The following is a 24,645-nucleotide window of genomic DNA, read 5'->3' on the forward strand; positions in this document are numbered from 1 at the left end:
TTTTTTTCGACATTCGAATTATTTCCTTCGAAAAACCCTCCTGTGCAATGCGGCATTCTCATGCTGCGATGCGTCAAAATAGTCAGCCCTCCTGTCCGAACGATAGTCGCTTATGTGGACTTCGCTCCACTGACTCAACGCCTTCAGCACACTAGACAGTGCATGCGATGACGCTGCGTTGAAACCTGTAACGTTTCAGATTATGAAGCCATCGGGGACGAATTCCTTGCGTCGCACAGGAATTGCCGTCCGGAGCAGAAGCCTGATAAGGCACGTCGCATGGACATGCGGGACAACAACGACGCGGCCGGGGAACGAACCGGGGAGGCACAGCGACCGACGCTGAAAACCATTGCCTTCATGACCGGGCTCGGCGTGACGACCGTTTCGCGGGCGCTGAAGGATGCGCCGGAAATCGGCGAGGAGACAAGAAAGCGCGTCCAGCTCGTTGCCCGGCAGGTGGGCTACCGGCCGAACCGGGCGGGCGTGCGCCTGCGCACCGGCAAGACCAACGTCATCAGCCTCGTGCTCAACACTGAAGAGCAGGTCGGCGGTTTCGTTTCAGACCTCATCTACGGCATTTCCGAGCATCTGGCTCAAACGCCCTATCACCTGGTGGTGACGCCCTACTCCCGCACCAACGACCCGATGGAGCCGGTGCGCTATGTCGTCGAGACCGGATCGGCCGACGGCATCATCATCTCGCGCACCGAGCCCAGGGATGCACGCGTTCGCTACATGATGGAGCGCGGCTTTCCATTCGCCACGCACGGCCGGACAGACATGGGGGTCGAGCACCCGTTCCACGATTTCGACAACCAGGCCTATGCGGTGCAGGCGGTGCGCAAGCTCGCTAAACTGGGCCGCAAGCGCCTCGCCCTGCTGGCGCCACCGCCCAACCTTTCCTACCACCACCACATGCGCGCCGGCTTCCTCGAGGCCCTGGACGAGACCGGGTTGGCGGAGATTCCGTTCACCGGGGCCACCATCGACAATTCGATCGACGAGATCAGGGCGCGTACCGTCGAACTCATGCGGCGCCCCAATCGCCCCGACGGCATCGTCTCGGGCAGCGGCCAGGCGACGTTCGCGCTCGTCGCGGCGATCGAGGACACCGGGCTTTCGGTCGGTGAGGACATCGACATCGTGTCCAAACAGTCGTCGCGGCTGCTGCATCTGTTGCGGCCGACCCTTTACGTGGTCAACGAGAGCGTACGCATGGCGGGTCGGGAACTCGCGCGGGCGGTGCTTGGCGCAATCGACGGCAAGAGCGCCCAGAGCCTGCAGAGCCTGTCGGCGCCTTCGCAGGTGGAATCACGTTAGACGGCAAAATATTCTTTGGGACACGTTCCCAGCATCCTGCGGGCAGATTGTATTGGGACAACGAAGCAATTAGTGTTTCGTCGCAATCGACTACGGCTATCCGGCTTCAGAGGACAGTCGTCGGGTGGCTTCCGGCTCCAAGCCCGGTCGACGCTTGCAGGGGGTGGACGAGGATCGTGAACAAGGCGTCGCCGACCATACAGGACGTCGCCCGCATGGCGAATGTGTCGACCGCGACAGTCAGCCGTGCGCTGTCGACGCCGGGCAGCGTTGCCGAGGGCACCCGCCGGGCGGTGATCGAGGCGGTCGAGCGCAGCGGCTACCGGGTCAACCAGACCGCGCGCAACCTTCGCCGCAAGCAGGCCGGCGCCATCGTCGTGCTTGTGCCCAACATCGGCAATCCCTTCTTCTCGCGTATCCTTGCCGGCATCGAGGCAACCGCCTCCAAGGCGGGCCTCAATGTGCTGATAGCCGACACAAGGCAACCGCAGGCCGACGAAGGCCCGCTCGGCGAATATCTGCACAACAACCACGCCGACGGAATGCTTGTGCTGGATGGTTCGTTGCGCGATGACTTTTTCTCGCATGGCAACCACGCGCATCCGCCGATCGTCTACGCCTGTGAATGGAGCGAGGGAACAAGCCTTCCGTCGATCCGGTTCGACAACGCCGGCGGTAGCGCGCTTGCGGTCGACCACCTCGCCGGGCTCGGTCACACCAGCATCGGCCACATCCTCGGACCGCTCGACAACGTGCTGACCCAGGAACGGCGGCGAGGTTTCGAGGCCGCGCTTGCAAGACACGGCCTGCGCGTGCGGAACGACTGGTATTTCGACGGCGATTTTACGCTGGCGTCAGGCGCGAATGCAGCACTCAGTTGGCTGGCGCTGGCCGACCGCCCAACCGCTATCACCACGTCCAGCGACGAGATGGCATGCGGCTTCATGTCGGAGCTTTACCGGCACGGCGTCCACGTGCCGGACGATGTTTCGGTGGTCGGTTTCGACGACATCGACATCGCCGAGCGGTTCATTCCGGCACTGACGACGATCCGGCAGCCACGCATGGAGATCGGCGAGGTTGCGGCCAACGCGCTGATCGACCTGATCCGCGCGCCCGACCGCACACCGGTCGGAACCGCCTTCACCAAAGTGCTCGACGCGACGCTGATCGTGCGGTCGAGCACCCGCGCCACCGCGGAAGCTTAACTCAAGCCTCCCCGGCCCAGGGGCCGTGGTGGGCGCCTTCGGCGTCGATGCGCTCGAAGCCGTGGGCGCCGAAGAAGTCGCGCTGCGCCTGGATCAGGTTCGAGGTGCCGCGGGCCTGGCGATAGCTGTCGAAATAGGCAAGTGCGGAACTCAGCGCCGGCACGGGCAGTCCCTCCTCCGAAGCGCGCGCCACCATGCGCCGCAGCGACGGGTGCGCCTCCTTCATCATGGCGATGAACGCCGGCGCCATCAGCAGGTTCCTGGTGGCGCCGCCGGCTTCGAAAGCCTCCGCGATCGTGCCGAGGAACTGCGAGCGGATGATGCAGCCGGCGCGCCAGATCTTGGCGATGGTCGGCAACGGTAATCCCCAGCCGAATTCCTTCGATGCCGCGTCCATCACCGCGAACCCCTGCGCATAGGCCGCAACCTTGCCGGCGAAAAGCGCCAGTTCAAGATCGGCAAGGATGGCCGCCTTGTCGCGGCCGAAGGAGCCGGCCGACAGCTTGCCATAGGCGGCTTCTGCTGCCTCGCGTTCGGCCTTCATGGAAGACAGCACCCGGGCGGCGACCGCCGCCTCGATGGCGGTGGCGGGAATGCCGAGCGTCTGGGCTTCGATCACCGACCATTTGCCGGTGCCTTTCTGGCCGGCCCGGTCGAGGATCATGTCGACGATCGGCTTTCCGGTCGCTGCGTCGTCGGCGGCAAGCACCGTTGCGGTGATCTCGATCAGATAGGAGTTCAGCCGGCTGCGGTTCCATTCGCCGAAAACCCCGCCGATTTCCTTCGGCGGCATGCCGAGCCCGTCGCGCAGGATGCCGTAGATTTCGGCGATCATCTGCATGTCGGCATATTCGATGCCGTTGTGGATGGTCTTGACGAAATGGCCGGCACCGCCATTGCCGAGCCAGGCGGCACATGGTTCGCCTTCGTACTTCGCCGAAATCGCGGTCAGCACCGGCTCGACGCGCCGCCACGAGTCCTCGGTGCCGCCGACCATGATGGAGGGGCCGTGGCGAGCGCCTTCCTCGCCGCCCGAGACGCCCATGCCGATGAAGGTGAGGCCGCTGCCCCGCAGCTCGGAGAAGCGGCGCACGGTGTCGCGGAAATTGGCGTTGCCGGCGTCGATGATGATGTCGTTGGCGGAGAGCACGCCGCGTAGCAGCGTGATCTGCTCGTCGACCGCCTTGCCTGCCTGCACCATCAGGATGATCGGCCGCGGCGGGCGGATCGCGGCGGCCAGCGCCTCGATGGTGTCGCAGGCCACGATGCGCTCGGCCAGGGCTCCGGCGGATTGCGCGAAGGCGGTGGTGCGGGCAGTCGTGCGATTGAAGACGGCGACGCGATGGCCTTTCTCCGCGATGTTGAGCGCCAGGTTGGAGCCCATGACTCCGAGGCCGATAAGGCCGATATCCGCTTTTTGCATCTTTTGTCCGCCGATGGTTGAAGGCTTTTGCCGCTTGGCCGGGAAGCGGATGTTTGACCGGCCATCGCCGCCACGTCAACCGCAGCGGCTGGACTGCGCCAGAGCGCCCGCCGGAGCGCAAATCAGGCGGGCGCGGAGCGGAGGACCAGATCCGCCTCCCTGCGATTCTGAAGCACCCGGTCCACATTCGGCATGTCATTGGAGGCCACCCAGGCGCGGGAATCCTCTTCGGAACGGCCATGCTCGTGCCAGCGCTGCAGCAGCCGGCGCTCGAGTTCGTCGCGCGGCACGTCGAGGAACACGGCAAGGTCGAAGAGCGGCGCAAGCGCTGCCCACGGCGCCTCGTCGAGCAGAAGGTAGTTGCCTTCGGCGAGGATGAACTTGACGTCTCCGTCGACGATCGCGGCGCCCGCGCGCGCAAGCTCCATGCTGCGGTCGAACACGGGAATGGCGATGTCGGGTTCAGCGGCGCGTATGCGCTTCAAAAGATGCTCGAAACCGGCGAGGTCGAATGTTTCCGGCGCGCCCTTGCGGCTGCGCAAACCGCGCTGTTCCAGGATGATGTTGTCGTAGTGGAAGCCGTCCATCGGCACCACGATCGCCGAGCCCTCCGGCAAAAGGGCGCACAGTTCCTCGGCAATGGTCGATTTCCCGGCGCCCGGCGGGCCCGCGATGGCGACGACGAACCGTTTGGCCTTGGCGGCACGCTTGAAGATGGTGGCGGCGAGACTGGCTATTTCTGACATGACAAAAGCCTGCTGGTCGGGCGAGCATTCTGCCGCCATCGCATGGAACTTCAAGCCTTTTCAGAATTGTCCGCAAAGCGCCGACGCGGCCGTCATTCCGCGTCGAAGAAGCTGAAGCGGCCCTTGCCGCCCGCCTTGCTCCGGTAGAGGGCGGCGTCGGCCTTGGCGAGTATATCGTCGGTCGACACGCCGTCATGCGGCGACAGCGCAATGCCGATCGAGGCGCCGATCTTCACTTCGGTGCCGCCGATGACGAAAGGGGTTGCGAATTTCGACATGACCCGGCGCGCCAGCACGGCGGCATCGGCCTGCTCGCGGATGCTCATCTGGACAATGGCGAACTCGTCGCCGCCCAGCCGCCCCACCGTGTCGTTCTCGCGAACCGCTTCGCGAAGCCGGTCGGCGATGGCCACCAGCATTTCGTCGCCGCCCTTGTGGCCGAGCGTATCGTTGACGGGCTTGAAGTTGTCGATGTCGACATAGTGCACGGCCATCATGCCGCCCCGCTTGGCCAGCGCGATCGCGGTGCGCAGCCGATCGGTGAACAGCGTCCGGTTGGGCAGGTCCGTGAGGCCGTCATGATGCGCCATGTGGGCAATCATCGCCTGGTTGCGGCGCTGCTGGGTGACGTCGAGATAGGTGGTGACGAAGCCGCCGCCCTCCAGCGGCACGCCGCGGATTTCAACGATCATGCCGTTCGGCCGGGTGCGCTCATAGGTGTGGGCGTGGCGCTTCTTCACCAGCGCGATGCGGCGCGCGACGTGTTCTTCCGGGTTGCCCGGCCCGTATTCACCGCGCGCGGCGTTGAAGCGGAACAGGTCTTCCAGCGTCGGATTGCCGTTTTCGAAAAGCGCGGCGGGATAGTCGAGCATCTTTTTCTGCTGTTCATTGCAGAGCACCATCTCGTGGTTCTTGTCGAACAGCGAGAGCCCGCTCGGAAAATTCTCGACGACCGCTTCGAGGAGCCTTATGCGCTCGCGCAGCCTGTCGACATAGGCGCCCATGTGGCGCACGGCGGTGGCCAGGTCCTGAAGGCCACCGGTGGTTATGGATTCGATCTGTTCAGCTCGCCCCATCGTTCCCCTGGATCGCCGCCGCCGCGCCCACGCGTCGCGCATGGCAATCCCTCCCGGCATGAAGTTACGACGTGAAAATTGCATTTGAATTAATTTTCAATCAGGATCGGATTGCGATCCCCGTTGACCCTGACCAGACACTTGCTATGTCGGCACCGTAAATATACTGGCAATCTCTGTTGGGTTAGGTTGTTGCGAATTGCGATGGACATTCTTTGCAACCTGGTCGCCATCATCTTCAGGCAGGTCGTTCTTGAACAGCTTTCTTGACAATCTCCGGTCGGGCTTCCAGCCGGCAATCCTCATTCTGGCGCTGCTGGTCGCCGGTTGTTCGACCACCGAGGCCTTGCAGCCTTCGCCTGCCGTGGTGACGAATTTCGCTCCGACATCGAAACATGCGGTAATCGTCGTCGACGCCAACAACGGCAATACGCTGTTCCAGTCCAGCGCCACGGCGACCCGCTATCCCGCCTCGCTGACCAAGATGATGACGCTCTACATGCTGTTCGAGGCCATGGGGCAGGGCCGCGTCTCCCTGGCGACAGAGATCCCGGTGTCTGCCTATGCGGCGGCGCGTCCGCCGTCGAAGATCGGCTTCCGGGCCGGCGAGACGATTTCCGTGCAGTCCGCCATCCAGGCGCTGTGCACCAAATCGGCAAACGATGTCGCCACCGCGGTTGCCGAATATCTCGGCGGCACCGAGGACCAGTTCGCCGCGCAGATGACGGCCAGGGCGCGCCAGCTCGGCATGACCGGAACCGTTTTCCGCAACGCATCGGGCCTGCCCGACGACGCCCAGCGTACGACTGCGCGCGACATGGCGCTGCTTGGCATCGCCTTGCGCAGCCGGTTTCCCAACCAGTACGCCTATTTTTCGGCAAGCGAGTTCGCCTTCCGCGGCAAGACGGTGCGCGGCCACAACGACCTGCTCGGGCGGGTGCACGGCGTCGATGGAATCAAGACCGGCTATATCCGGGCCTCCGGCTACAACATCGTGACCTCGGTCCAGACCGATGGCCGACGGCTTGTCGTCGTGGTGATGGGCGGCGAGACCGCCAGATCGCGCAACGCGCAGGTCGAGGACCTGATCGCCCGCTATCTGCCGGCGGCCTCGCGGCAAGGAGGCGGCCTTCTTGCGATGAGATGACGCCCTCCTGCCCGCGTCCAAACCGCCGCCGAGGGCAGCATGGATTTTCACTCGCATCGGCGCCACCGAAGCAACAGCGTTCGACCCGAACCCGTCACGGCCGGCCTTGTGCCGCCAAGCAAGCCGCTTGATCGGCGCCCCGCAACCGAAGCCGATGGTTTTTGCCGGTTGAAGCCCGCCACCGCTTCGGATATGAAGCCCGAGGTCCGGACCTGCTTCGGACCGGTATTTGCCTGAACGAGCGATCGGCTCAGGCTGGCACCCGTAGCTCAGCTGGATAGAGCGCTGCCCTCCGAAGGCAGAGGTCACAGGTTCGAATCCTGTCGGGTGCGCCAGCTAACTCCCTAAAGTACTCTGATTTTTCTTGAGTTGTCGTCCATGGCTGGCGGGCCAAGGGGACTTCGTGCGACGGAACGAAAGAAAGCTTCGCACAGCCCCGTTTTTACCAATGCGGCGGCTTGGTCGCTTCGTGGCCCGGCGCGCTCTGTTCCTCCAGCGCCAGGAACCGCTCGGTCAGCGTGTCGACCTTTTTCTGCAGCCGTTCGATGACCTTCCACTGATCGGCTATCTGGCTGGACAGTTCCTCGATGGTCTTTTCCTGTTCCGCATTGCGGATTTCGAGCGTGGTCAGCCGCTCGTCCTTCGCGGTCGTGATTGGCGCTATCATGACTGGATTCCTTGCAAAGCCGCGCGCAGCTTCTCGCTGAGCGGTGTTGGGAGCCGCGTGACGCGGTCGACATAGACATGCACGAAGAAACCTTCGGCTGCGGCCGTCGGCTCGTCATTGCGGAAAAGCCCGACCTCGTAGCGAACCGAGGAGGAACCGAGTTTGCCCACGCGGATACCCACATTGACGATATCCGGGAAGGCAAGTTCGGCAAAGTAGCGGCAGCCGGTTTCGACGACCAGGCCGATCTGCTCGCCATCCCGGAAATCGAGCAGGCCCTGTTCGATCAGCCACCTGTTCACCGCCGTATCGAAAAGCGAATAGTGCACGACGTTGTTCATGTGGCCGTAGGGATCGTTGTCCATCCAGCGTGTTGCGATCGCAAGAAACGTCCGGTAAGCGTCGCGGCGTCCCGGTGGGAAGCGATTTGTGGGGTCGGTCATGGCTTCGAAATTGACAAGCAGGCAGGGATTTGTCGAGAGTGGCCGGACAGCCGGGCCGATTGGCAAGGGAACGCCGGCATGTTAAAAATTTGACCGAACGATAAAAATAATAATGGAGAGGTGGGGCCCGCATATGGCGGAAGCTGCAATCGAACTCATCGGCATAAACAAGAGTTTCGGCGCGGTGCGCGCCAATCGCGATATCCACCTGGAGATTCCGCGCGGCACCATCCACGGCATCATTGGGGAAAACGGCGCCGGCAAGTCGACGCTGATGTCGATCCTTTATGGCTTCTATCAGGCCGACAGCGGCGAGATTCGTGTCGGTGGCAAGCCGACGGCGATCAAGACGCCCAACGACGCCATCGCGGTCGGCATCGGCATGGTGCATCAGCATTTCATGCTGGTCGAGAATTTCACGGTGCTGGAAAACATCATCCTGGGCGCCGAGGGCGAGGCGCTGTTGAAGACTTCCATCGCCAAGGCGCGCTCGGAGCTGGAGCGGCTGGAACGCGAATATGGCCTCGAGGTGAACCCCGACGCGGTGATCGAAGAACTGCCGGTCGGTCTGCAGCAGCGCGTGGAAATCCTCAAGGCGCTCTATCGCGGCGCCGAGATCCTGATCCTTGACGAGCCGACCGGCGTCTTGACGCCGGCGGAAGCCGACCATCTGTTCCGTATCCTCAAGCAGCTGAAGGATCAGGGCAAAACGGTCGTGCTCATCACCCACAAGCTGCGCGAGATCATGGCGATCACCGACAATGTGTCGGTCATGCGTCAGGGCACCATGGTCGCCACCCGCGAGACGAAGAAAACCACGGTCGAGGAACTGGCCGAGCTGATGGTCGGCCGCCGCGTGCTGCTGCGTGTCGAAAAGGGTGAGGCGAAAGCCGGTGAATTCAAGCTGTCGGTCAAGAACCTGACGGTGAAGGATTCGCGCGGCGTGACGATGGTCGACGACGTTTCCTTCGACGTGCGCGCCGGCGAGATCGTCGGCATTGCCGGTGTTGCCGGCAACGGCCAGTCGGAACTGATCGAGGCGATCGCGGGAGTTCGGCGCGCCATTTCGGGCAGCGTCATGCTCGATGGCAAGCCGATCGACGTCATCGGCGTCGCCGATCCGGGCGAGTTGCGCGACCGCGGCCTGGCGCATGTGCCGGAAGACCGCCATCATGTCGGGCTGGTGCTTGCCTTCGAGGAAAACGAGAATTCGATCCTCGGCTACCACGACGACCCGAAATATCTGAAGGGGCCGTTCCTCAATATCGAAGCGATCATGGCCGACGCGAAGGACAAGATCGAGAAATACGATATCCGCCCCGGCAACCCGAAACTCAAGACCGCCAATTTTTCCGGCGGCAACCAGCAGAAGATCGTGCTCGCCCGCGAGATGGAGCAGGACCCCGGTGTCCTGATCGTCGGTCAGCCGACGCGCGGCGTCGATGTCGGCGCCATCGAGTTCATCCACAAGCGGCTGATCGCCATGCGCGACGCCGGCAAGGCGGTGCTTCTGGTCTCGGTCGAACTCGACGAAATACGCTCGCTGTCCGACCGCATTCTCGTCATGTTCGCCGGCCGTGTCGTCGGCGAGCGCGGCCCTGACGCGACAGAGGGCGAGCTTGGCCTGCTGATGGCCGGCGTCGAGCACAAGGAGGCCGCGGAATGAGCACGCCCTTTGCCAAGCTGCCCGCCTGGGCCGACTACGGGCTGATCCCGGTGCTCAACCTTCTCGTTGCCTTTGCCGTTGCCGGGCTGGTCGTGCTGCTGGTCGGCGAAAACCCGCTGCGTGCCGCAGTCATTCTCGTGGACGGCGCCTTCGGCAGCGGCCAGAATATCGCCTACACGCTTTATTACGCGACCAACTTCATCTTTACGGGTCTCGCCGTAGCGGTGGCGTTTCACGCTGGCCTGTTCAATATCGGCGGCGAAGGGCAGGCCTATATAGCCGGTCTCGGCGTTTCGCTGGTCGCGCTCACCTTCGACAGCGTGCTGCCCTGGTGGCTGACCTTTCCGCTGGCGATCGCCGGTGCGGCGCTCGTCGGCGCGCTGTGGGCCCTGATCCCGGCCTATCTGCAGGCCAAGCGCGGCTCCCACATCGTCATCACCACCATCATGTTCAATTTCATCGCCGCTTCGGTCATGGTCTACCTTCTGGTCGACGTGCTGAAGCCGTTGGGCTCGATGGCGCCGCAGACGCGCGATTTCCTCGCCGGCGGCCAGTTGCCCAAGCTCAACTTCCTGCTGGAGGCGCTCGGCCTCTCAGTCCGCTCGGCGCCGCTCAACATCTCGTTCCTGCTCGCTCTTCTGATGGCTGTGTTCGTCTGGGCGCTGATCTGGCGCACCAAGCTCGGCTACGAAATCCGCACCTACGGCTTCAGCCCGAAGGCGGCACGGTATGCCGGCATCTTCGAAAGCCGCATCATCATCATCACCATGATGATCTCGGGCGGGCTGGCCGGCATGATGGCGCTCAACCCGATCATGGGAGACCAGCATCACATGTCGCTGGATTTCGTCGCCGGCGCCGGCTTCGTTGGCATCGCGGTGGCGCTGATGGGCCGGTCGCATCCGGTCGGCATCGTGCCGGCCGCCATCCTCTTCGGCATGCTCTACCAGGGCGGCGCCGAACTCGCTTTCGAAATGCCCAACATCAGCCGCGACATGATCGTCATCATCCAGGGGCTGGTGATCCTGTTCGCCGGCGCGCTGGAACACATGTTCCGGCCGGCCGTCCAGGCAGCACTTGCGTCAGTCAGTCCGCGATCGATGGGCGTTCCCGCGGCCAAGGGAGAGGGCGCCTGAGATGGATGCACTGGTCCAACTTCTCGACGCCACAATCCGCGTTTCGGTGCCGCTGCTGCTTGCCTGCCTTGCCGGTCTCTATTCCGAGCGGGCCGGCGTCTTCGATATCGGCCTCGAAGGCAAGATGCTGGCTGGCGCTTTTGCCGGCGCCTCGGCGGCGGCGGTTTCCGGCTCGGCCTGGATTGGGCTGCTCGCCGCGGTCGGCATCGCGGTCTTTCTGGCGCTGGTGCACGGTTTCGCGTCGATCACCCACCGCGGCAACCAGATCGTTTCCGGCGTCGCCATCAACTTCATTGCCGCAGGCTCAACCATCATTCTCGGACAGGCCTGGTTCCGGCAGGGCGGCCGCACGCCTCCGCTTGCTGGCGATTCGCGTTTCAACGCCATCGAACTGCCGGGTGCGGCGGCATTGCGCGACGTGCCGGTCATCGGCACCATCTATTCCGAACTGCTTTCCGGCCATTCGATCCTGGTCTACGTGGCCTTCCTGATGGTGCCGTTCACCTGGTGGGTGCTGTTTCGCACCCGCTTCGGCTTGCGGCTGCGCGCCGTAGGCGAAAACCCGGCGGCCGTCGATACCGCGGGCATTTCGGTGACCTGGCTCCGCTATCGTGCCGTCATCTGCACGGGCATCCTCACCGGCCTCGCCGGCGCCTATCTGTCGGTCGCGCAGAATGCAGGCTTCGTCAAGGACATGACCGCCGGCAAGGGTTACATCGCGCTCGCCGCACTGATCTTCGCCAAATGGAAGCCGGTGCCCGCAATGTTCGCCTGCCTGCTGTTCGGCTTCCTCGACGCTGCCTCGATCCGCTTCCAGGGCATGCCGTGGCCCGTCATAGGCAAGGTTCCGGTGCAGTTCATCAACGCGCTGCCTTTCATCCTGACCATCGTCCTGCTCGCGGGGTTCATCGGCAAGGCGATCCCGCCGCGCGCTGGCGGCGTGCCTTATGTGAAAGAGCGCTGAGAACGAAGCAATGTCCCACGATCTGTTTCTCGCAGCGAAAGCGGCGATGGCGAAAGCCCATGCGCCCTATTCGAATTTCCCGGTGGGCGCGGCGCTGCGCACCGAGGACGGCCGTATTTTCGCCGGCGCCAACATCGAGGTCGCTTCCTATCCGGAAGGCTGGTGCGCCGAGACGACCGCGCTCGGCCACTATGTAATGGCCGGCGGCGGCAGGATTTCGGAAATCGTGGTGGTCGCCGAGCGCATGGCGCGCATCACGCCCTGCGGCGGCTGCCGCCAGCGCCTGGCCGAATTCGCCGGGCCGCAGGCGAAGATCCATCTGTGCGATGACGACGGCATCGTCGAAACCGTCACCATGGGTGAAATGCTTCCCTTTGGCTTCAGGGGCGAGATGCTGAAATGAAAGAAACGATCGATCGTCTTGTCGAGCGGTTGGGCGGACTGGCGCCAAGGGCCGCACTGGTTCTCGGCTCCGGTCTTGGCGGTCTCGTCGACGAGGTGGAGAACGCGGTGCGCATTTCCTACGCCGACCTGCCGGGCTTTCCGAAGAGCGGCGTCACCGGCCACGCAGGCGAAGTCGTCGCGGGTCATTTCGCCGGCGCGCCGGTGCTGATGCTGGCGGGCCGCGCCCACTATTACGAGCACGGCAATGCGGCCGCCATGCGCCCGGTTATCGAGACGCTGGCCGCCATCGGCATCACGCACCTGATCCTTACCAATGCCGCCGGATCGCTGGAGCCGGACATGCCGCCGGGATCGGTGATGCTGATCACCGACCACATCAATTTCTCCGGCTCCAACCCGCTGTTTGGTGAGCCGACCGACCGCCGTTTCGTCGGCCTGACCGAGGCTTACGACGCGGGCATCCGTGCCGCCATCGAGGAGGCCGCGGCAGCCACCGGCACAGCCTTGCACAAGGGCGTCTACATGTGGTTTTCCGGCCCGTCCTTCGAGACGCCGGCCGAGATACGCATGGCCCGCGTCTTCGGCGCCAATGCTGTCGGCATGTCGACGGTGCCTGAAGTCATCCTCGCCCGTTTCTGCGGGCTGCGTGTCGCTGCCTGTTCCGTCATCACCAATCTCGCCGCGGGCATGACCGGCGGCGAACTCTCTCATCAGGAAACCAAGGACATGGCGCCGCTTGGCGGCAAGCGTCTGGCGACGATCTTGCGCGAGGTTTTCAGCAGGGGATTGCTGGATGGTTGAGCACGCGCTCACACTCTCCCTTGCGGGAGAGTGAAGGTCAGGGCCGATGCTTCCCCAGGAAATCATCCGCCGCAAACGCGACAGCCTGCCTCTGTCGGCCGAGGAGATCGCGGCGTTCGTCAGCGGAATAGCCTCGGGCGCGGTAACTGAGGGCCAGATTTCGGCACTCGCCATGGCGATCTTCTTCAGGGGCATGAGCCGCGCCGAGGCGGTAGCGCTGACGCTTGCCATGCGCGATTCCGGCGATGTGCTCGATTGGTCGGATTTGCCCGGCCCTGTCACCGACAAACATTCCACCGGCGGCGTCGGCGACAATGTTTCGCTGATGCTGGCGCCGATCGTGGCGGCATGCGGCGCCTTTGTGCCGATGATCTCCGGCCGCGGTTTAGGCCACACCGGCGGCACGCTGGACAAGATGGATTCGATCCCGGGCTACACCAGCCAGCCCGGCAACGCCTTGTTCCGCAAGGCGGTGCGGGAGACCGGCTTCGCCATCATCGGCCAGACGGCCGACCTTGCGCCGGCCGACAAGCGTTTTTATGCCATCCGCGATGTCACCGCGACGGTGGAATCAGTGCCGCTGATCACCGCTTCCATTCTGTCGAAGAAGCTCGCCGCCGGACTGCAGTCGCTGGTGCTCGACGTCAAGCTTGGCAACGGCGCATTCATGGCCAGGAGCCGCGACGCCACCGAACTGGCGACCTCCCTGGTCGAAGTGGCGAACGGCGCGGGGTTGAACACCACAGCGCTGATCACCGGCATGAACGAGCCGCTGGCTTCGGCCGCCGGCAACGCGGTGGAAGTGGCCAATGCCGTCGATTTCCTCACCGGCCGCTATCGCGACCGGCGCCTGCTCGCGGTCACGCTGGCGCTTGCCGCCGAGATGCTGCAGTCGGCGGGCATTGCCGGCTCCAACCGGGAAGGCATGACCCGTGCCACCGAAGCGCTGGAGAGCGGCAAGGCCGCGGAAGCTTTCGGGCGCATGGTCGCAGCGCTCGGCGGCCCCACTGATTTCGTCGAGAGTTCCGGAAGATATCTTCCGAAGGCGCCGGTCGAGCGTCCCGTGTCGTCTGGCAGCGACGGCTTCGTAACCGGGGTAGCGACGCGCGACATAGGCTTGGCGGTGGTGGCGCTAGGCGGTGGCCGAATGCGGCACGACGAACCGGTCGACCATGCGGTGGGCATCACGCGGCTCCTGCCGATGGGTGCCGAAGTGCATCGCGGCGATACCCTGGCGCTGGTGCATGCGCGCCGGGAGAGCGATGCCGAGGCGGCTGTCGCAAAAGTGCAGGCGGCCTACACGATCGGCCATGCACGGCCGCCGGCGCAGAAGTCGGTCATTCGCCGCATCGGCGCCAGGGCATGATCCCGAAAGCGGGGCTCTAGAGCATAGCTACTGCACCAGAAGCAGCGCGCCGTCCTCCACCTGGAATTTCGACAGGCGGCTCAAAAAACTCATGCCTACCAGGGTGCCGTCGAGCGCGGCGTCCTCCAGCACGGCGGCAGGGACGTTCTCCACCACGATGCGGCCGATCTGCATGCGCTCGATGACGACGCCCGCTGCACGCGTGACGCCATTGGCGGTCTTCACCTCGTGTTTGAAATCGTCCTTGCGGAGCGAAATGCCGATATGGCGAGCCGTCGACCGGTTGATGGCGACCGTTGTTGCGCCGGTGTCGACGATACCCTCGACGCTGCGGCCGTTGAGCTTGAAATCGGCGATGAAATGTCCCCGCGCATCGGCGGAGACTTTCACCTTCCTGCCGAGCAGGACTTCCGGCGCCGCCGGGACCGGGCTGGCCACGATTTTCAGGGCCGGCGCCGGCTCGGCAGGCGCGACCGTGGCTTCTCCCGCCGGCTTCAAGAACTGGTGAAACGCCTCAGGGTCGGACTGGTAGACGGCCGGGATCGCCACCGACGCGGCAACCGCGAGCCCGAGAATGACGAAATTGCGCATGGCAGATCCGCGATGATAGCAGCCCGATCGTAGCGCGTCGTGCTTAACGCGACGCAAGTTTCCGTGCGCCGCCGGTCCGGAACCGCGCCACTGCCTTAACAAACGGTAAAGAGTTCTATTGCGGCTGTGTGTTCGCGAAATATGCGTTGAGGTCGGTGGTCCGCGCCTCGATGACTGCGGCCCGGCAGGCCGGATAGCTCAGCACCTCTCCCTCACGCCCGAAATAGCCGCTTGCATAAAACAGGCAGGACTTTTCCTTGTAACCGTTCCAGACGCGCTGCTCATCGAGCAGGGCCTTGGCGGTCGCGTCGTCGGTTATCGCGGAATGCAACTTCTTCCAGGCATCGTTGAGCGCCTTGTCCGCCCGCGCCATCCAGTCGCCACCGCACGCACCCCAGGCCGTGTTGGTGCCGTCGCTGTCTTTGATGCATTTGTCGTAGATGTCGTCGGCGTGCGCCGGCAGAACGGCAAGCACTCCGGCGGTCAGAACAAGAGGAAGGATGATTTTCATGCGGACTCTCCTTGCCCCACCCTGTCACAACGACTTAGCGCGAGGCCAGGAGACCAGCAATTGCCCGCGGGTCAAATCACTTCGTGCCGTACAGCCGGTCGCCGGCGTCGCCGAGACCGGGCACGATATAGCCCTTCTCGTTGAGCTGCCGGTCGATCGCCGCCGTGTAGACAGGCACGTCAGGATGCGCCTTGGTGAAGCGCTCGATGCCTTCCGGTGCGGCCAGCAGGCAGAGATAACGCAGATTGGTGGCGCCGCGGCCCTTGAGCTTGTCGATCGCTGCGATCGCCGAATTGGCCGTCGCCAGCATCGGGTCGACGACGATAACCAGCCGGTCGCCGATATCGCTCGGCGCCTTGAAGAAATATTCCACCGCTTCCAGCGTTTCGTGGTCGCGGTAAAGCCCGATATGGGCGACACGCGCCGCCGGCACCAGGTCGAGCAGGCCTTCCAGCAGGCCGTTGCCGGCGCGCAGCACCGAGGCAAAGACCAGCTTCTTGCCTTCCAGGATCGGAGCTTCCATCGTTTCGATCGGTGTTTCGATGGTCTTGGTGGTGAGTTCGAGATCGCGCGTCACCTCGTAGCCGAGCAGCAGCGAGATCTCGCGCAGCAGCCGCCGGAACCCCGCCGTCGAGGTTTCCTTGTCGCGCATGATGGTGAGCTTGTGCTGGACAAGCGGATGGTCGACGACGGTGACGCCCTTCATGGTCTCAGCTCCGGCAACAAAAGAGATGAATGGTGAATAGTGAATGGCGAATGGTTTTGCGAGTCTTTGTCGGATGAAGAGCGTGAAGGTCCACAGTTGACGGGGCTGCCGCTCCCGCCAAGCTCACCATTCACCGGCCGCCGTTGAGCCGCGCCAAAAGGGCCGCCCTGGTTTTCTTGTCGACGAAAGCCGCCTCGATCGCGGTCCGCGTCACCGCCGTCAGCGCCTTGTCGTCCAGGCGGAAATTGTCGCGGCCGATATCGTATTCGCGCTTCAGCGACGTCCAGAAATAGGGAGGATCGTCGGAGTTGAGCGTCACCTTGCAGCCGGCGTCGCGCAGTTTCGGGAACGGATGGTCTTCGAAACTGCCAAAGACGCCGAGCGCGACATTGGAGCCCGGGCAGCATTCCAGCACGATGCCCTCGTCGGCGATGCGCTTCACCAGGTCGAGGTTCTCGATGGCCCTGACGCCATGGCCGATGCGCGACGGCCTGATGTGGTCGAGCGCGCCCTGCACGCTTTCCCAGCCGCACAGCTCGCCGGCATGGATGGTGATGCCGAGCCCCGCCTCGCGCGCGATCTCGAAAGCCCGCACATAATCTTCGAAACTGCCCATCCGCTCATCGCCGGCGACGCCGAAGCCGGTGACCAGCGGATGACCGCAACGGGCGGCGAAACGCGCCGACGCTTCGATCGATTCGACCCCGATATGGCGCACTCCGGTGACGATCATGCGGCTTTCGATGCCGGTCTTGGCTTTGGCGCGCTGCATGCCTTCGCCCAGTGCATTGGTGTAGGCCGCCGGCGAGATGCCCGATTTCAACGCATGGTCGGGCGAGGTGAAGAATTCCGAATAGATGCAGCCATCGCGGGCGAGGCTGGTGAGATAGTGCTCGGACAGCCGCGCATAGTCTTCCTCGCTGCGGAAAAGGTCGGAAGCGCCATCGTAGGCGGCGAGGAACGAGGTAAAATCATGCCAGACGAAGGAGCCGTCCTTGATGAAGGCGGAAACGTCCTTGCCGTATTTCTGCGCCTGCTTGAGGACGAGGTCGGGCGCTGCCGCACCTTCGATGTGGCAGTGCAGCTCTGCTTTCAAAACCATTCGGCATCCTCGTCATGCGCATCTTGGAGCGCGGCTCTTCACCGCGCCTTAAACAATAGCGCCCGCTATGACGATCGGCTATGGTCCCGCCGAAATTAGGCAGGTCACAAAAATGTCAGAACAGCGCACGACAGCCGCCGGGGGCATGGAAACGTCCTACGGCTACAAGCAGGTCGGCGCCGGCGACAAGCAGTCGCTGGTCAACGATGTCTTTCACCGCGTCGCCAACCGCTATGATGTGATGAACGATCTCATGTCGGGAGGCTTGCACCGGCTGTGGAAGGACGCGCTTGTCGCCTGGCTCAACCCTCCGAAACGGCCGGGCTGGCAATTGCTCGACGTCGCTGGCGGCACCGGCGACATCGCCTTCCGCATCGTTGAGGCCACCAACCGTCAGGGGCACGCCACGGTGCTCGACATCAACGGGTCGATGCTTGCCGTCGGCCGCGAGCGCGCCGAGAAGCAGGGGCTGACGGCCAACACGGATTTCGTCGAGGCCAATGCCGAGGAACTGCCTTTCGCCGACGAGACCTTCGACGCCTATACGATCGCCTTCGGCATCCGCAATGTGCCGCGCATCGAAACCGCTCTGGCGGAAGCGTACCGCGTGTTGAAACCCGGCGGCCGGTTCCTCTGCCTGGAATTCTCCGAGGTCGACATGCCGCTGCTCGACAAGGTTTACGAAGCTTGGTCCTTCAACGCCATCCCGCGCATCGGCCAGATTGTGACCGGTGACGGTGAGCCCTATTCCTATCTGGTGGAATCGATCCGCAAATTCCCCAACCAGGAGAATTTCGCCGCCATGATCCGGAACGCCGGCTTCGACCGCGTCAGCTTCCGCAATTATTCCGGCGGCATCGCGGCCCTTCATTCGGGCTGGAAGCTTTGACGGACGGTCCGCGATGAGCAGCATCGGAGCATCTTTCCGGCTCGCGCGAGCGGGCTGGGTTCTGGTGCGCGAGGGCGTGATCGCGGCTCTGCCTGGCGATGAGCTGACCGGCCTGCCGAAATTCGGCTGGCGGCTGGCCGTGATGTTTACCCGCCGCCGCGCATTGAAGCGCGTGCGCAGCGACCGCCTTGCAAACGCCATCGCCCGGCTAGGCCCCTCCTACGCCAAACTCGGGCAGTTCCTGGCGACGCGTCCCGATGTGGTCGGCGACGATATCGCGCTCGATCTCGCCTTGCTGCAGGACGCGATGGCGACCTTCCCCATGTCGGAAGCGGTCGCCGCCATCGAAGGCTCGCTCGGCCGCAAGGCGTCCGATTTGTACACGCGCATCGACGCACCGGTCGCCGCTGCCTCCATCGCCCAGGTGCACCCGGCGGAGGTCGCCACGCCGGAAGGACCGCGCAAGGTCGCGGTCAAGGTTATCCGCCCTGGCGTGCGCCGGCGCTTCTTCCAGGATCTTGAGAGCTACTTCCTGGCCGCCCGCCTTCAGGAGCGTTTCGTCCCGTCGAGCCGCCGTTTGCGCCCGGTCGAGGTCACCGAGACGCTCGCCCAGACCACCAAGATCGAGATGGACTTCCGGCTCGAGGCCGCTGCCTACTCCGAGCTCGGCGAAAACACCAAGGACGATCCTGGCTTCCGCGTGCCGGCCGTGGACTGGGAGCGTACGGGCCGCGACGTGCTCACCATGGAATGGATCGACGGCATCAAGCTCAGCGATGTCGAAGGACTTCGCGCCGCCGGCTATGACCTCAAGGCCATTGCGGCGACGCTGGTGCAGTCGTTCCTGCGCCATACGCTGCGCGACGGCTTCTTCCACGCCGACATGCATCCCGGCAACATGTTCGTCGATACGAATGGCGACATCGCCGCGGTCGATCTCGGCATTTCCGGCCGTCTCGGCAAGAAGGAGCGGCGCTTCCTTGCCGAAATCCTCTACGGCTTCATTACCCGCGATTACATGCGCGTCGCCGAGGTGCACTTCGAGGCCGGCTATGTGCCGCGCCACCACAATGTAGCGGCCTTCGCCCAGGCGATCCGCGCCATCGGCGAGCCGATCCACGGTCAGCCGGCCGAGACCATCTCGATGGCCAAGCTGCTGACCTTGTTGTTCGAAGTCACCGAATTGTTCGACATGCAGACGCGGCCGGAGCTGGTGCTGCTGCAAAAGACCATGGTCGTGGTCGAGGGCGTCGCCCGCACACTCGATCCCGCCTTCAACATGTGGAAGACCGCCGAACCGGTGGTCGGCCACTGGATTGCCGGCAATCTCGGACCGCAGGGTCTGCTCATCGACGCCCGCGACGGCCTTGGCGCCCTCATGTCGCTGGTTCGCCAGGCGCCCGATCTCGCAGCCCGCACCGAGCGCCTGTCGCGCCAGATCGACGCCATGGCGGAGAACGGCCTGCGCTTCGATGCCGAAACCGCAAAAGCTATCGGCAACGCGGAAGCGCGCCACACCCGCTCTGGCCGTGTGGCGCTGTGGGTGATCGCTGCGGCGGCGGTCTATCTGGTTTGGGTGGTGACTTGAGTTGCATGCAACGCTAGCATTGCTAGCATTGCTAGCATTGCTAGCGTTGCATGCAGGCTTGTGACTTGTTATGTTAGTGTCCGGCATGGCGACTTTTGGAGCAGACCCTTCCGGAAGCCAATGGACATGAGCACCTTGACCATCCGTAATCTCGACCCATCCGTTAAGCAGGCTCTGCGCCAGCGTGCTGCAGCGCGTGGTGTGTCGATGGAACAGGAGGCGAGGGATGTGTTGGCGCGAACGCTGGCCAAGCCTGTAAAACGCAAGATTGACATTGAAGCGGTTCTGGCACTCGGCATCAAACCTGCGCAGCCGTTTGATCTGAAGAAGTTCAGCGACGATATGTGGGACGAAAGCCTGCGGTGAGCGGCCTCGTCGTCGATACGTCGGTACTGATCGCCATTCTGGCGCTTGAGCCAGAGGCACGTAGTTTCGCACGCTCCATTGCGGAAGCGGATTTTGCCCTGGTCAGCACGGCCACGCTTCATGAAACCTATTGCGTGGGGGCCAGCGAGCGCTTCGTTGACGGCGTCAACCGGCTGGAAAAAATGGTTTTGGAACTTCAACTGGATAAGATCGCGTTTGACACCGCGCAGTTGGAGACATCCACGGCGGCGTATATGCGTTATGGGCGTGGCTCCGGACACGCCGCGAGGCTCAATTTTGGCGACTGCTTTGCCTATGCGCTCGCCAAAACCCGCAATTTGCCGCTGCTTTTCAAGGGCGACGATTTCATCCATACCGACATTGAGCCGGCGCTGAAGCCGGCCTGAGGGGCCACGCATGATCCTGTCCGGCAAGCGCATCCTGCTCATCATCGGCGGCGGCATCGCCGCCTACAAGTCGCTCGACCTGATCCGCCGCCTGCGCGAGCGCGGCGCCTCGGTCCGCGCCGTGATGACGTCCGCCGCGCAGGAGTTCGTGACCCCGCTGTCAGTCGGCGCACTGACGGCCGACCGCGTGTTTTCCGATCTCTTCGACCGGAACGACGAGCACGACATCGGCCACATCAGGCTGTCGCGCGAGGCCGACCTGCTGGTCGTCGCGCCAGCAACCGCCGATCTCATGGCCAAGCTGGCCAACGGCCATGCCAACGATCTTGCGTCCACCGTGCTGCTTGCCACCGACAAGAAGGTGCTGATGGCGCCGGCCATGAACCCCAGAATGTGGTCGCACGCCGCCACACGCCGCAACCGCGCCACCCTGGAGAAGGACGGCATCGCCTTCGTCGGCCCGGCCAGGGGCGAGATGGCCGAAAGCGGCGAGGCCGGCGAAGGTCGCATGAGCGAGCCGCTGGAGATCGTGGCTGCCATCGAAATGCTGCTCGACGCACAACCCAGGCCGCTGTCGGGCAAGAAGATCATAGTCACGTCGGGGCCAACGCACGAGCCTATCGATCCGGTGCGCTACATCGCCAACCGTTCGTCCGGCAAGCAGGGTCATGCCATCGCTGCCGCACTGGCAAAGCTCGGCGCCGACGTGCGCCTCGTCTCCGGCCCGGTCGCCATTGCCGATCCCTCGGGTGTGAAAACCGTCCATGTCGAGAGCGCCCAGGAAATGCGCGATGCCGTCGAACAATTGCTGCCCGCCGACGCCGCGGTCTTTGTCGCCGCAGTTGCCGACTGGCGCACCGAGAACGCCGCCGGCGAAAAGATCAAGAAGGTGGCGGACAAGGGGCCACCCGCGCTGCAGATGGTTGAAAACCCGGATATCCTGGCGGGCGTCGGGCATCATAAGCAGCGCCCCTATCTTGTCGTCGGTTTCGCAGCCGAGACCCAGGACGTGTTGAAAAACGCTCAAGCCAAGCTGAAGAAAAAGGGCGCCGACTTCATCGTCGCCAACGATGTCAGCCACGAAGGCGGCGTCATGGGCGGCGACCGCAACAGGGTAAGGATCGTTTCGAAGTCAGACATAGACGAATGGCCGGACCTGACCAAGGAAGCCGTCGCGGAACGGCTCGCGGACCTCATCGCAAAACATCTTAAAACAATCGAAATCTGATTTTATTGACTTGTCGTTTGCCTCAATTCCGCCGATTGTTCCGGCTTTGGGGCATATTGCTGCGTTTTTTTGTTTATTGTTGAGGTTTTATCAGTGAATAGCGCTAGTTCGGCTGCGGTACCGGTCGTTGAGACCGAGCGCACAATCCTTCGCGGCCATCGGCTTGACGATTTCGAGATGCATGCCGCCATGTGGCGGGACCCGGCAGTTACCCGTTACATTGGCGGCAAGCCGTTCACCCGCGAAGAAGCCTGGGGCCGTTATCTCCGCTACGCCGGCCTTTGGGCCGTGCTGGGGTACGGCTTCTGGGCGATCGAGGAGAAGGCCACGGGCAAGCTGATCGGTGGCGCCGGCTTTCATGATCTGAAGCGCGATATCGTGCCATCGCTGGAGGGTATTCCCGAAGCCGGCTGGGGCCTGGCGTCGTCGGCGCATGGCAAGGGCCTCGCCACCGAGGTCGTCCGCGCCATGCATGTTTGGGGCGATGGCTTTTTCGCCGGCGGCAAGACCGTCTGCATAATCGACCCGCAGAACAGCGCATCGCTGCGGGTCGCCGAAAAATGTGGCTATCGCGAAGTCATGAAGACGACCTACCGCGGCGACCCGACAATCCTTTTTGAAAGACAGGCGGGAGGGAAGGCCGCCTGAGCAGCCCACCCTCGATGCATCAGTCCTTCGGCTGCTTCGTCTTCCTGAGATAAGGCAGCACGCGCTCGAACTCACCGAACTTTTCCGTGGCCTCATCGTCAGGCACGGCGGCCGTGATGATCACGTCTTCGCCCTGCTTCCAGTTGGCGGGGGTGGCCACCTTGTGCTTGGCAGTCAGCTGGATGGAATCGATCGCCCGCAGGATCTCGTCGAAGTTGCGGCCGGTGGTCATCGGATAGGTAATGGTGAGCTTCACCTTCTTGTCCGGCCCGACGACGAAGACCGAGCGCACCGTGGCGTTGTCCGCCGGCGTGCGACCTTCCGAGCTTTCGCCGGCGCCGGCCGGCAGCATGTCATAGAGCTTGGCGACCTTCAGGTCCTTGTCCCCGATCAGCGGATATTCCACCGACTGGCCGGTCGCCGTCTTGATGTCGGCCTTCCATTTGTCGTGGCTCTCGACTGGGTCGACGGAGATGCCGATGATCTTGGCGTTGCGTTTCTTGAACTCGCCGGCGAGACCGGCCATGATGCCGAGTTCGGTCGTGCACACGGGCGTGAAGTTTTTCGGATGCGAGAACAGCACGGCATAGCTGTCGCCGATCCAGTCATGAAAATTGATTGTGCCTTGCGTAGTCTCGGCGGTGAAATCCGGCGCTGTGTCGTTGATGCGGATGCTCATTTGGTGTCTCCCGGCTTTCGTGGTTTGGCCGCCATCATAACGCAAAGATCGACTGTTTCGGGAAGCAAAGAGCCGAATTTTTTGGCGAAAAAACAGAATTTGACGAGATCGGCCTGCCTTTGAACGATTGTTCCGGCTTTCGGTTCGCCCATGAAATGCCCGTTGCGGCCGGCTTTCACAAAGCGCCAAAGCCTACTTCTGAAAGTTACCGTTACAGGCTACCATTTGCGCTAACATTGGCTAGATTTTGGCAACTTTTGAATGTGACCATATTGCGGCGCACAAGGTTCAGCCTACATGTGTTTCGCATAAATCACTTTCCGCCATCACAAACACGCATCGATCCCAACGAGGGGAATCACATGGACGAAACGGCTAGCCGACTTCCGGTCATCCGCAATTTTGGTGGGCGTTTTGGCCTGCGAACCGGCGCCCTGGCGCTGTTCTGGGTTCTTACCGCAGCCGCGCCGCACGCCGCGTGGGCACAGCAGCCGGACCTGCCCGTCGTCACCGCGGCCAAGCCGGTTGTGCGCGACATCGTCGAGGACGACGAATTCGTCGGCCGGTTCGAAGCCGTCGACGAGGTGGCTATCCGCTCACGCGTCAGCGGCTATCTTGCCGAGGTGCATTTTCGCGACGGCGCCGTGGTCAACAAGGGCGATCTTTTGTTCACCATCGACCAGCGCCCCTACCAGGCGACCTTTGACGCGGCCAAGTCGCAGGTCGATGTCGCGCGCAGCCTGACCGAGTTCTCCGCCTCGCAGCTCGAAAGGGCTGAAGCGCTTTCCAAGTCCGGCAATCTCGCGGTGTCGATCCTTGACGACCGCAGGCGCGAAAGCCTTGCCGCCCAGGCCCAGTTGCAGGGCGCCGAAGCGTCGCTGCGCAACGCCAGCCTCAATCTCGAATTCACCGAGATCCGCGCGCCCCTTTCGGGCCGCATCGACCGCCGGCTGGTTTCACCGGGCAATCTCGTGCAGCCGGATTCGACCCTGCTGACGACGATTGTCGCCTGGGACCCGATCGACTTCTATTTCGACATCGATGAGCGCACCTATTTCAGCTATGCGCGCGACGCCCGTGAGCGCGGCGGCACGATGCAGGAAGGCGCCAGCAATCTCGATGTCGTCGTGCGGGTCGCGGACCGCAGCGAAGCACAGTTCAAGGGCAAGCTCGATTTCGCCGAGAACCGCCTCGACGACGCCAGCGGCACCATGCGGGTGCGCGCCCGGTTCGACAACAAGGACGGTGTGCTGCAGCCCGGCATGTTCGGCCGCGTCAACGTGCCCGGATCGCTTCCGCACCGTGGCATTCTCGTCCCCGACCAGGCGATCGGCGCCGATCAGGATCGCCGCATCGTCTTCGTTCTTGACGATACCGGAACGGTGTCGACCAAGCCCGTGCGCACCGGCCCCAATCTCGACGGCTACCGCGTCATTCGCGAAGGTCTGACTGGTGACGAGACCATCGTCGTCAACGGGCTGATGCGCGTGCGGCCCGGCGTGAAGGTAAAGGCTGAAATGGTGACCCTGCCTCCCAAGGCCGAGACTGCGGAGTAATCC

27 protein-coding genes and 1 tRNA gene are annotated in these 24,645 nt (G+C 63.4%); 17 read left to right on the forward strand and 11 right to left on the reverse strand.

The window, feature by feature from the left end; genetic code table 11:
• Positions 1 to 279: 279 nt before the first annotated feature.
• Both F3H98_RS05390 and F3H98_RS05395 read left to right on the forward strand, forming a co-directional pair.
• Positions 280 to 1,323 (forward strand): LacI family transcriptional regulator, encoded by a 1,044-nt coding sequence (locus tag F3H98_RS05390; protein ID WP_149759083.1) that lies wholly within the window; start codon positions 280 to 282, stop codon positions 1,321 to 1,323.
• A gap of 176 nt (positions 1,324 to 1,499) precedes the next feature.
• Positions 1,500 to 2,531 (forward strand): LacI family DNA-binding transcriptional regulator, encoded by a 1,032-nt coding sequence (locus F3H98_RS05395; RefSeq protein WP_149759084.1) that lies wholly within the window; start codon positions 1,500 to 1,502, stop codon positions 2,529 to 2,531.
• Between the two features lies 1 nt (position 2,532).
• Here F3H98_RS05395 and gndA read toward each other — a convergent pair whose 3' ends face one another.
• The 3 genes from gndA to F3H98_RS05410 all read right to left on the reverse strand — a co-directional run bounded on the left by gndA (position 2,533) and on the right by F3H98_RS05410 (position 5,818).
• The gene (gndA, locus tag F3H98_RS05400) at positions 2,533 to 3,954 is read right to left on the reverse strand and encodes an NADP-dependent phosphogluconate dehydrogenase (protein WP_149759085.1); all 1,422 of its coding nucleotides are present in this window, start codon (positions 3,952 to 3,954) and stop codon (positions 2,533 to 2,535) included.
• Positions 3,955 to 4,076: 122 nt separating this feature from the next.
• Complete coding sequence (locus F3H98_RS05405; protein ID WP_149759086.1) at positions 4,077 to 4,700, reverse strand: nucleoside triphosphate hydrolase; 624 nt, start codon at positions 4,698 to 4,700, stop codon at positions 4,077 to 4,079.
• Positions 4,701 to 4,792: 92 nt separating this feature from the next.
• Positions 4,793 to 5,818, reverse strand: coding sequence for a diguanylate cyclase domain-containing protein (locus F3H98_RS05410; RefSeq protein ID WP_188130334.1), 1,026 nt, complete (start codon positions 5,816 to 5,818; stop codon positions 4,793 to 4,795).
• 211 nt (positions 5,819 to 6,029) lie between these two features.
• Here F3H98_RS05410 and F3H98_RS05415 point away from each other — a divergent pair, with 211 nt between their 5' ends.
• Complete coding sequence (locus F3H98_RS05415; RefSeq protein ID WP_149759088.1) at positions 6,030 to 6,923, forward strand: D-alanyl-D-alanine carboxypeptidase family protein; 894 nt, start codon at positions 6,030 to 6,032, stop codon at positions 6,921 to 6,923.
• A gap of 258 nt (positions 6,924 to 7,181) precedes the next feature.
• A tRNA-Arg gene (locus F3H98_RS05420) sits at positions 7,182 to 7,258 on the forward strand.
• A gap of 107 nt (positions 7,259 to 7,365) precedes the next feature.
• On the opposite strand, the gene F3H98_RS05425 is transcribed toward F3H98_RS05420, so the two are convergent.
• Complete coding sequence (locus tag F3H98_RS05425; RefSeq protein ID WP_149759089.1) at positions 7,366 to 7,590, reverse strand: SlyX family protein; 225 nt, start codon at positions 7,588 to 7,590, stop codon at positions 7,366 to 7,368.
• On the reverse strand, positions 7,587 to 8,033 hold the full coding sequence (locus tag F3H98_RS05430) for an acyl-CoA thioesterase (RefSeq protein WP_244621611.1): 447 nt from the start codon (positions 8,031 to 8,033) through the stop codon (positions 7,587 to 7,589). The genes F3H98_RS05425 and F3H98_RS05430 overlap by 4 nt, the downstream gene beginning before the upstream one ends.
• 133 nt (positions 8,034 to 8,166) lie before the next feature.
• Between F3H98_RS05430 and F3H98_RS05435 the strand changes: the two genes are divergently transcribed.
• From F3H98_RS05435 to deoA, 6 genes are read left to right on the forward strand one after another with little or no spacing between them, the layout of a single operon-like run.
• Entirely contained in the window at positions 8,167 to 9,699 is a 1,533-nt protein-coding gene (locus F3H98_RS05435) for an ABC transporter ATP-binding protein (RefSeq protein WP_149759090.1), read from the forward strand.
• Positions 9,696 to 10,835 (forward strand): ABC transporter permease, encoded by a 1,140-nt coding sequence (locus F3H98_RS05440; protein WP_149759091.1) that lies wholly within the window; start codon positions 9,696 to 9,698, stop codon positions 10,833 to 10,835. The genes F3H98_RS05435 and F3H98_RS05440 overlap by 4 nt, the downstream gene beginning before the upstream one ends.
• 1 nt (position 10,836) lies before the next feature.
• On the forward strand, positions 10,837 to 11,799 hold the full coding sequence (locus F3H98_RS05445; RefSeq protein ID WP_149759092.1) for an ABC transporter permease: 963 nt from the start codon (positions 10,837 to 10,839) through the stop codon (positions 11,797 to 11,799).
• Between the two features lie 10 nt (positions 11,800 to 11,809).
• Entirely contained in the window at positions 11,810 to 12,202 is a 393-nt protein-coding gene (gene cdd, locus F3H98_RS05450) for a cytidine deaminase (RefSeq protein WP_149759093.1), read from the forward strand.
• Positions 12,199 to 13,005: a purine-nucleoside phosphorylase gene (locus F3H98_RS05455; RefSeq protein ID WP_149759094.1), complete on the forward strand. Its 807-nt coding sequence runs from the start codon at positions 12,199 to 12,201 to the stop codon at positions 13,003 to 13,005. Before cdd ends, F3H98_RS05455 begins: the two co-directional genes overlap by 4 nt.
• Positions 13,006 to 13,051: 46 nt before the next feature.
• On the forward strand, positions 13,052 to 14,371 hold the full coding sequence (deoA, locus tag F3H98_RS05460) for a thymidine phosphorylase (RefSeq protein ID WP_149759095.1): 1,320 nt from the start codon (positions 13,052 to 13,054) through the stop codon (positions 14,369 to 14,371).
• A gap of 27 nt (positions 14,372 to 14,398) precedes the next feature.
• On the opposite strand, the gene F3H98_RS05465 is transcribed toward deoA, so the two are convergent.
• The 4 genes from F3H98_RS05465 to F3H98_RS05480 form a co-directional block, all read right to left on the reverse strand.
• On the reverse strand, positions 14,399 to 14,962 hold the full coding sequence (locus F3H98_RS05465; protein WP_149759096.1) for a TIGR02281 family clan AA aspartic protease: 564 nt from the start codon (positions 14,960 to 14,962) through the stop codon (positions 14,399 to 14,401).
• A 115-nt stretch (positions 14,963 to 15,077) separates the two neighbouring features.
• Complete coding sequence (locus F3H98_RS05470) at positions 15,078 to 15,473, reverse strand: lysozyme inhibitor LprI family protein (protein ID WP_149759097.1); 396 nt, start codon at positions 15,471 to 15,473, stop codon at positions 15,078 to 15,080.
• A 76-nt stretch (positions 15,474 to 15,549) separates the two neighbouring features.
• Positions 15,550 to 16,179: a uracil phosphoribosyltransferase gene (gene upp / locus F3H98_RS05475; RefSeq protein WP_149759098.1), complete on the reverse strand. Its 630-nt coding sequence runs from the start codon at positions 16,177 to 16,179 to the stop codon at positions 15,550 to 15,552.
• 130 nt (positions 16,180 to 16,309) lie between these two features.
• Positions 16,310 to 17,281, reverse strand: a complete 972-nt coding sequence (locus F3H98_RS05480; protein WP_149759099.1) for an adenosine deaminase — start codon at positions 17,279 to 17,281, stop codon at positions 16,310 to 16,312.
• A 112-nt stretch (positions 17,282 to 17,393) separates the two neighbouring features.
• Between F3H98_RS05480 and ubiE the strand changes: the two genes are divergently transcribed.
• From ubiE to F3H98_RS05510, 6 genes are all read left to right on the forward strand, one after another.
• Positions 17,394 to 18,170, forward strand: a complete 777-nt coding sequence (gene ubiE / locus F3H98_RS05485; protein WP_149759100.1) for a bifunctional demethylmenaquinone methyltransferase/2-methoxy-6-polyprenyl-1,4-benzoquinol methylase UbiE — start codon at positions 17,394 to 17,396, stop codon at positions 18,168 to 18,170.
• A gap of 13 nt (positions 18,171 to 18,183) precedes the next feature.
• Positions 18,184 to 19,758, forward strand: a complete 1,575-nt coding sequence (gene ubiB, locus F3H98_RS05490) for a 2-polyprenylphenol 6-hydroxylase (RefSeq protein WP_149759101.1) — start codon at positions 18,184 to 18,186, stop codon at positions 19,756 to 19,758.
• A gap of 126 nt (positions 19,759 to 19,884) precedes the next feature.
• A complete protein-coding gene (locus tag F3H98_RS05495; protein ID WP_149759102.1) occupies positions 19,885 to 20,124 on the forward strand; it encodes a FitA-like ribbon-helix-helix domain-containing protein in 240 nt (79 codons plus the stop codon).
• Positions 20,121 to 20,531 (forward strand): type II toxin-antitoxin system VapC family toxin, encoded by a 411-nt coding sequence (locus tag F3H98_RS05500; protein WP_149759103.1) that lies wholly within the window; start codon positions 20,121 to 20,123, stop codon positions 20,529 to 20,531. The genes F3H98_RS05495 and F3H98_RS05500 overlap by 4 nt, the downstream gene beginning before the upstream one ends.
• 10 nt (positions 20,532 to 20,541) lie before the next feature.
• Positions 20,542 to 21,759: a bifunctional phosphopantothenoylcysteine decarboxylase/phosphopantothenate--cysteine ligase CoaBC gene (gene coaBC, locus F3H98_RS05505; protein ID WP_149759104.1), complete on the forward strand. Its 1,218-nt coding sequence runs from the start codon at positions 20,542 to 20,544 to the stop codon at positions 21,757 to 21,759.
• Between the two features lie 93 nt (positions 21,760 to 21,852).
• Positions 21,853 to 22,407, forward strand: a complete 555-nt coding sequence (locus tag F3H98_RS05510) for a GNAT family N-acetyltransferase (protein ID WP_149759105.1) — start codon at positions 21,853 to 21,855, stop codon at positions 22,405 to 22,407.
• Positions 22,408 to 22,426: 19 nt separating this feature from the next.
• Here F3H98_RS05510 and F3H98_RS05515 read toward each other — a convergent pair whose 3' ends face one another.
• Both F3H98_RS05515 and F3H98_RS30985 read right to left on the reverse strand, forming a co-directional pair.
• Positions 22,427 to 23,086, reverse strand: coding sequence for a peroxiredoxin (locus F3H98_RS05515; protein ID WP_149759106.1), 660 nt, complete (start codon positions 23,084 to 23,086; stop codon positions 22,427 to 22,429).
• Positions 23,083 to 23,265, reverse strand: a complete 183-nt coding sequence (locus F3H98_RS30985) for a hypothetical protein (protein ID WP_188130335.1) — start codon at positions 23,263 to 23,265, stop codon at positions 23,083 to 23,085. The genes F3H98_RS05515 and F3H98_RS30985 overlap by 4 nt, the downstream gene beginning before the upstream one ends.
• A gap of 183 nt (positions 23,266 to 23,448) precedes the next feature.
• Between F3H98_RS30985 and F3H98_RS05520 the strand changes: the two genes are divergently transcribed.
• The gene (locus F3H98_RS05520) at positions 23,449 to 24,642 is read left to right on the forward strand and encodes an efflux RND transporter periplasmic adaptor subunit (RefSeq protein ID WP_149759107.1); all 1,194 of its coding nucleotides are present in this window, start codon (positions 23,449 to 23,451) and stop codon (positions 24,640 to 24,642) included.
• The last annotated feature ends 3 nt before the right edge of the window (positions 24,643 to 24,645 follow it).

This window comes from Neomesorhizobium albiziae, assembly GCF_900114255.1.
GTDB classification, from domain to species: domain Bacteria; phylum Pseudomonadota; class Alphaproteobacteria; order Rhizobiales; family Rhizobiaceae; genus Neomesorhizobium; species Neomesorhizobium albiziae.

Coding starts and splice junctions, on each gene's coding strand:
- F3H98_RS05390 (WP_149759083.1), top strand. CDS start 280: ATGGACATGCGGGACAACAACGACGCGGCCGGGGAACGAACCGGGGAG.
- gndA (WP_149759085.1), bottom strand. CDS start 3,954: ATGCAAAAAGCGGATATCGGCCTTATCGGCCTCGGAGTCATGGGCTCC.
- F3H98_RS05405 (WP_149759086.1), bottom strand. CDS start 4,700: ATGTCAGAAATAGCCAGTCTCGCCGCCACCATCTTCAAGCGTGCCGCC.
- F3H98_RS05410 (WP_188130334.1), bottom strand. CDS start 5,818: ATGCGCGACGCGTGGGCGCGGCGGCGGCGATCCAGGGGAACGATGGGG.
- F3H98_RS05425 (WP_149759089.1), bottom strand. CDS start 7,590: ATGATAGCGCCAATCACGACCGCGAAGGACGAGCGGCTGACCACGCTC.
- F3H98_RS05430 (WP_244621611.1), bottom strand. CDS start 8,033: ATGACCGACCCCACAAATCGCTTCCCACCGGGACGCCGCGACGCTTAC.
- F3H98_RS05435 (WP_149759090.1), top strand. CDS start 8,167: ATGGCGGAAGCTGCAATCGAACTCATCGGCATAAACAAGAGTTTCGGC.
- F3H98_RS05440 (WP_149759091.1), top strand. CDS start 9,696: ATGAGCACGCCCTTTGCCAAGCTGCCCGCCTGGGCCGACTACGGGCTG.
- F3H98_RS05445 (WP_149759092.1), top strand. CDS start 10,837: ATGGATGCACTGGTCCAACTTCTCGACGCCACAATCCGCGTTTCGGTG.
- cdd (WP_149759093.1), top strand. CDS start 11,810: ATGTCCCACGATCTGTTTCTCGCAGCGAAAGCGGCGATGGCGAAAGCC.
- F3H98_RS05455 (WP_149759094.1), top strand. CDS start 12,199: ATGAAAGAAACGATCGATCGTCTTGTCGAGCGGTTGGGCGGACTGGCG.
- deoA (WP_149759095.1), top strand. CDS start 13,052: ATGCTTCCCCAGGAAATCATCCGCCGCAAACGCGACAGCCTGCCTCTG.
- F3H98_RS05465 (WP_149759096.1), bottom strand. CDS start 14,962: ATGCGCAATTTCGTCATTCTCGGGCTCGCGGTTGCCGCGTCGGTGGCG.
- F3H98_RS05470 (WP_149759097.1), bottom strand. CDS start 15,473: ATGAAAATCATCCTTCCTCTTGTTCTGACCGCCGGAGTGCTTGCCGTT.
- upp (WP_149759098.1), bottom strand. CDS start 16,179: ATGAAGGGCGTCACCGTCGTCGACCATCCGCTTGTCCAGCACAAGCTC.
- F3H98_RS05480 (WP_149759099.1), bottom strand. CDS start 17,281: ATGGTTTTGAAAGCAGAGCTGCACTGCCACATCGAAGGTGCGGCAGCG.
- ubiE (WP_149759100.1), top strand. CDS start 17,394: ATGTCAGAACAGCGCACGACAGCCGCCGGGGGCATGGAAACGTCCTAC.
- ubiB (WP_149759101.1), top strand. CDS start 18,184: ATGAGCAGCATCGGAGCATCTTTCCGGCTCGCGCGAGCGGGCTGGGTT.
- F3H98_RS05495 (WP_149759102.1), top strand. CDS start 19,885: ATGAGCACCTTGACCATCCGTAATCTCGACCCATCCGTTAAGCAGGCT.
- coaBC (WP_149759104.1), top strand. CDS start 20,542: ATGATCCTGTCCGGCAAGCGCATCCTGCTCATCATCGGCGGCGGCATC.
- F3H98_RS05515 (WP_149759106.1), bottom strand. CDS start 23,086: ATGAGCATCCGCATCAACGACACAGCGCCGGATTTCACCGCCGAGACT.
- F3H98_RS05520 (WP_149759107.1), top strand. CDS start 23,449: ATGGACGAAACGGCTAGCCGACTTCCGGTCATCCGCAATTTTGGTGGG.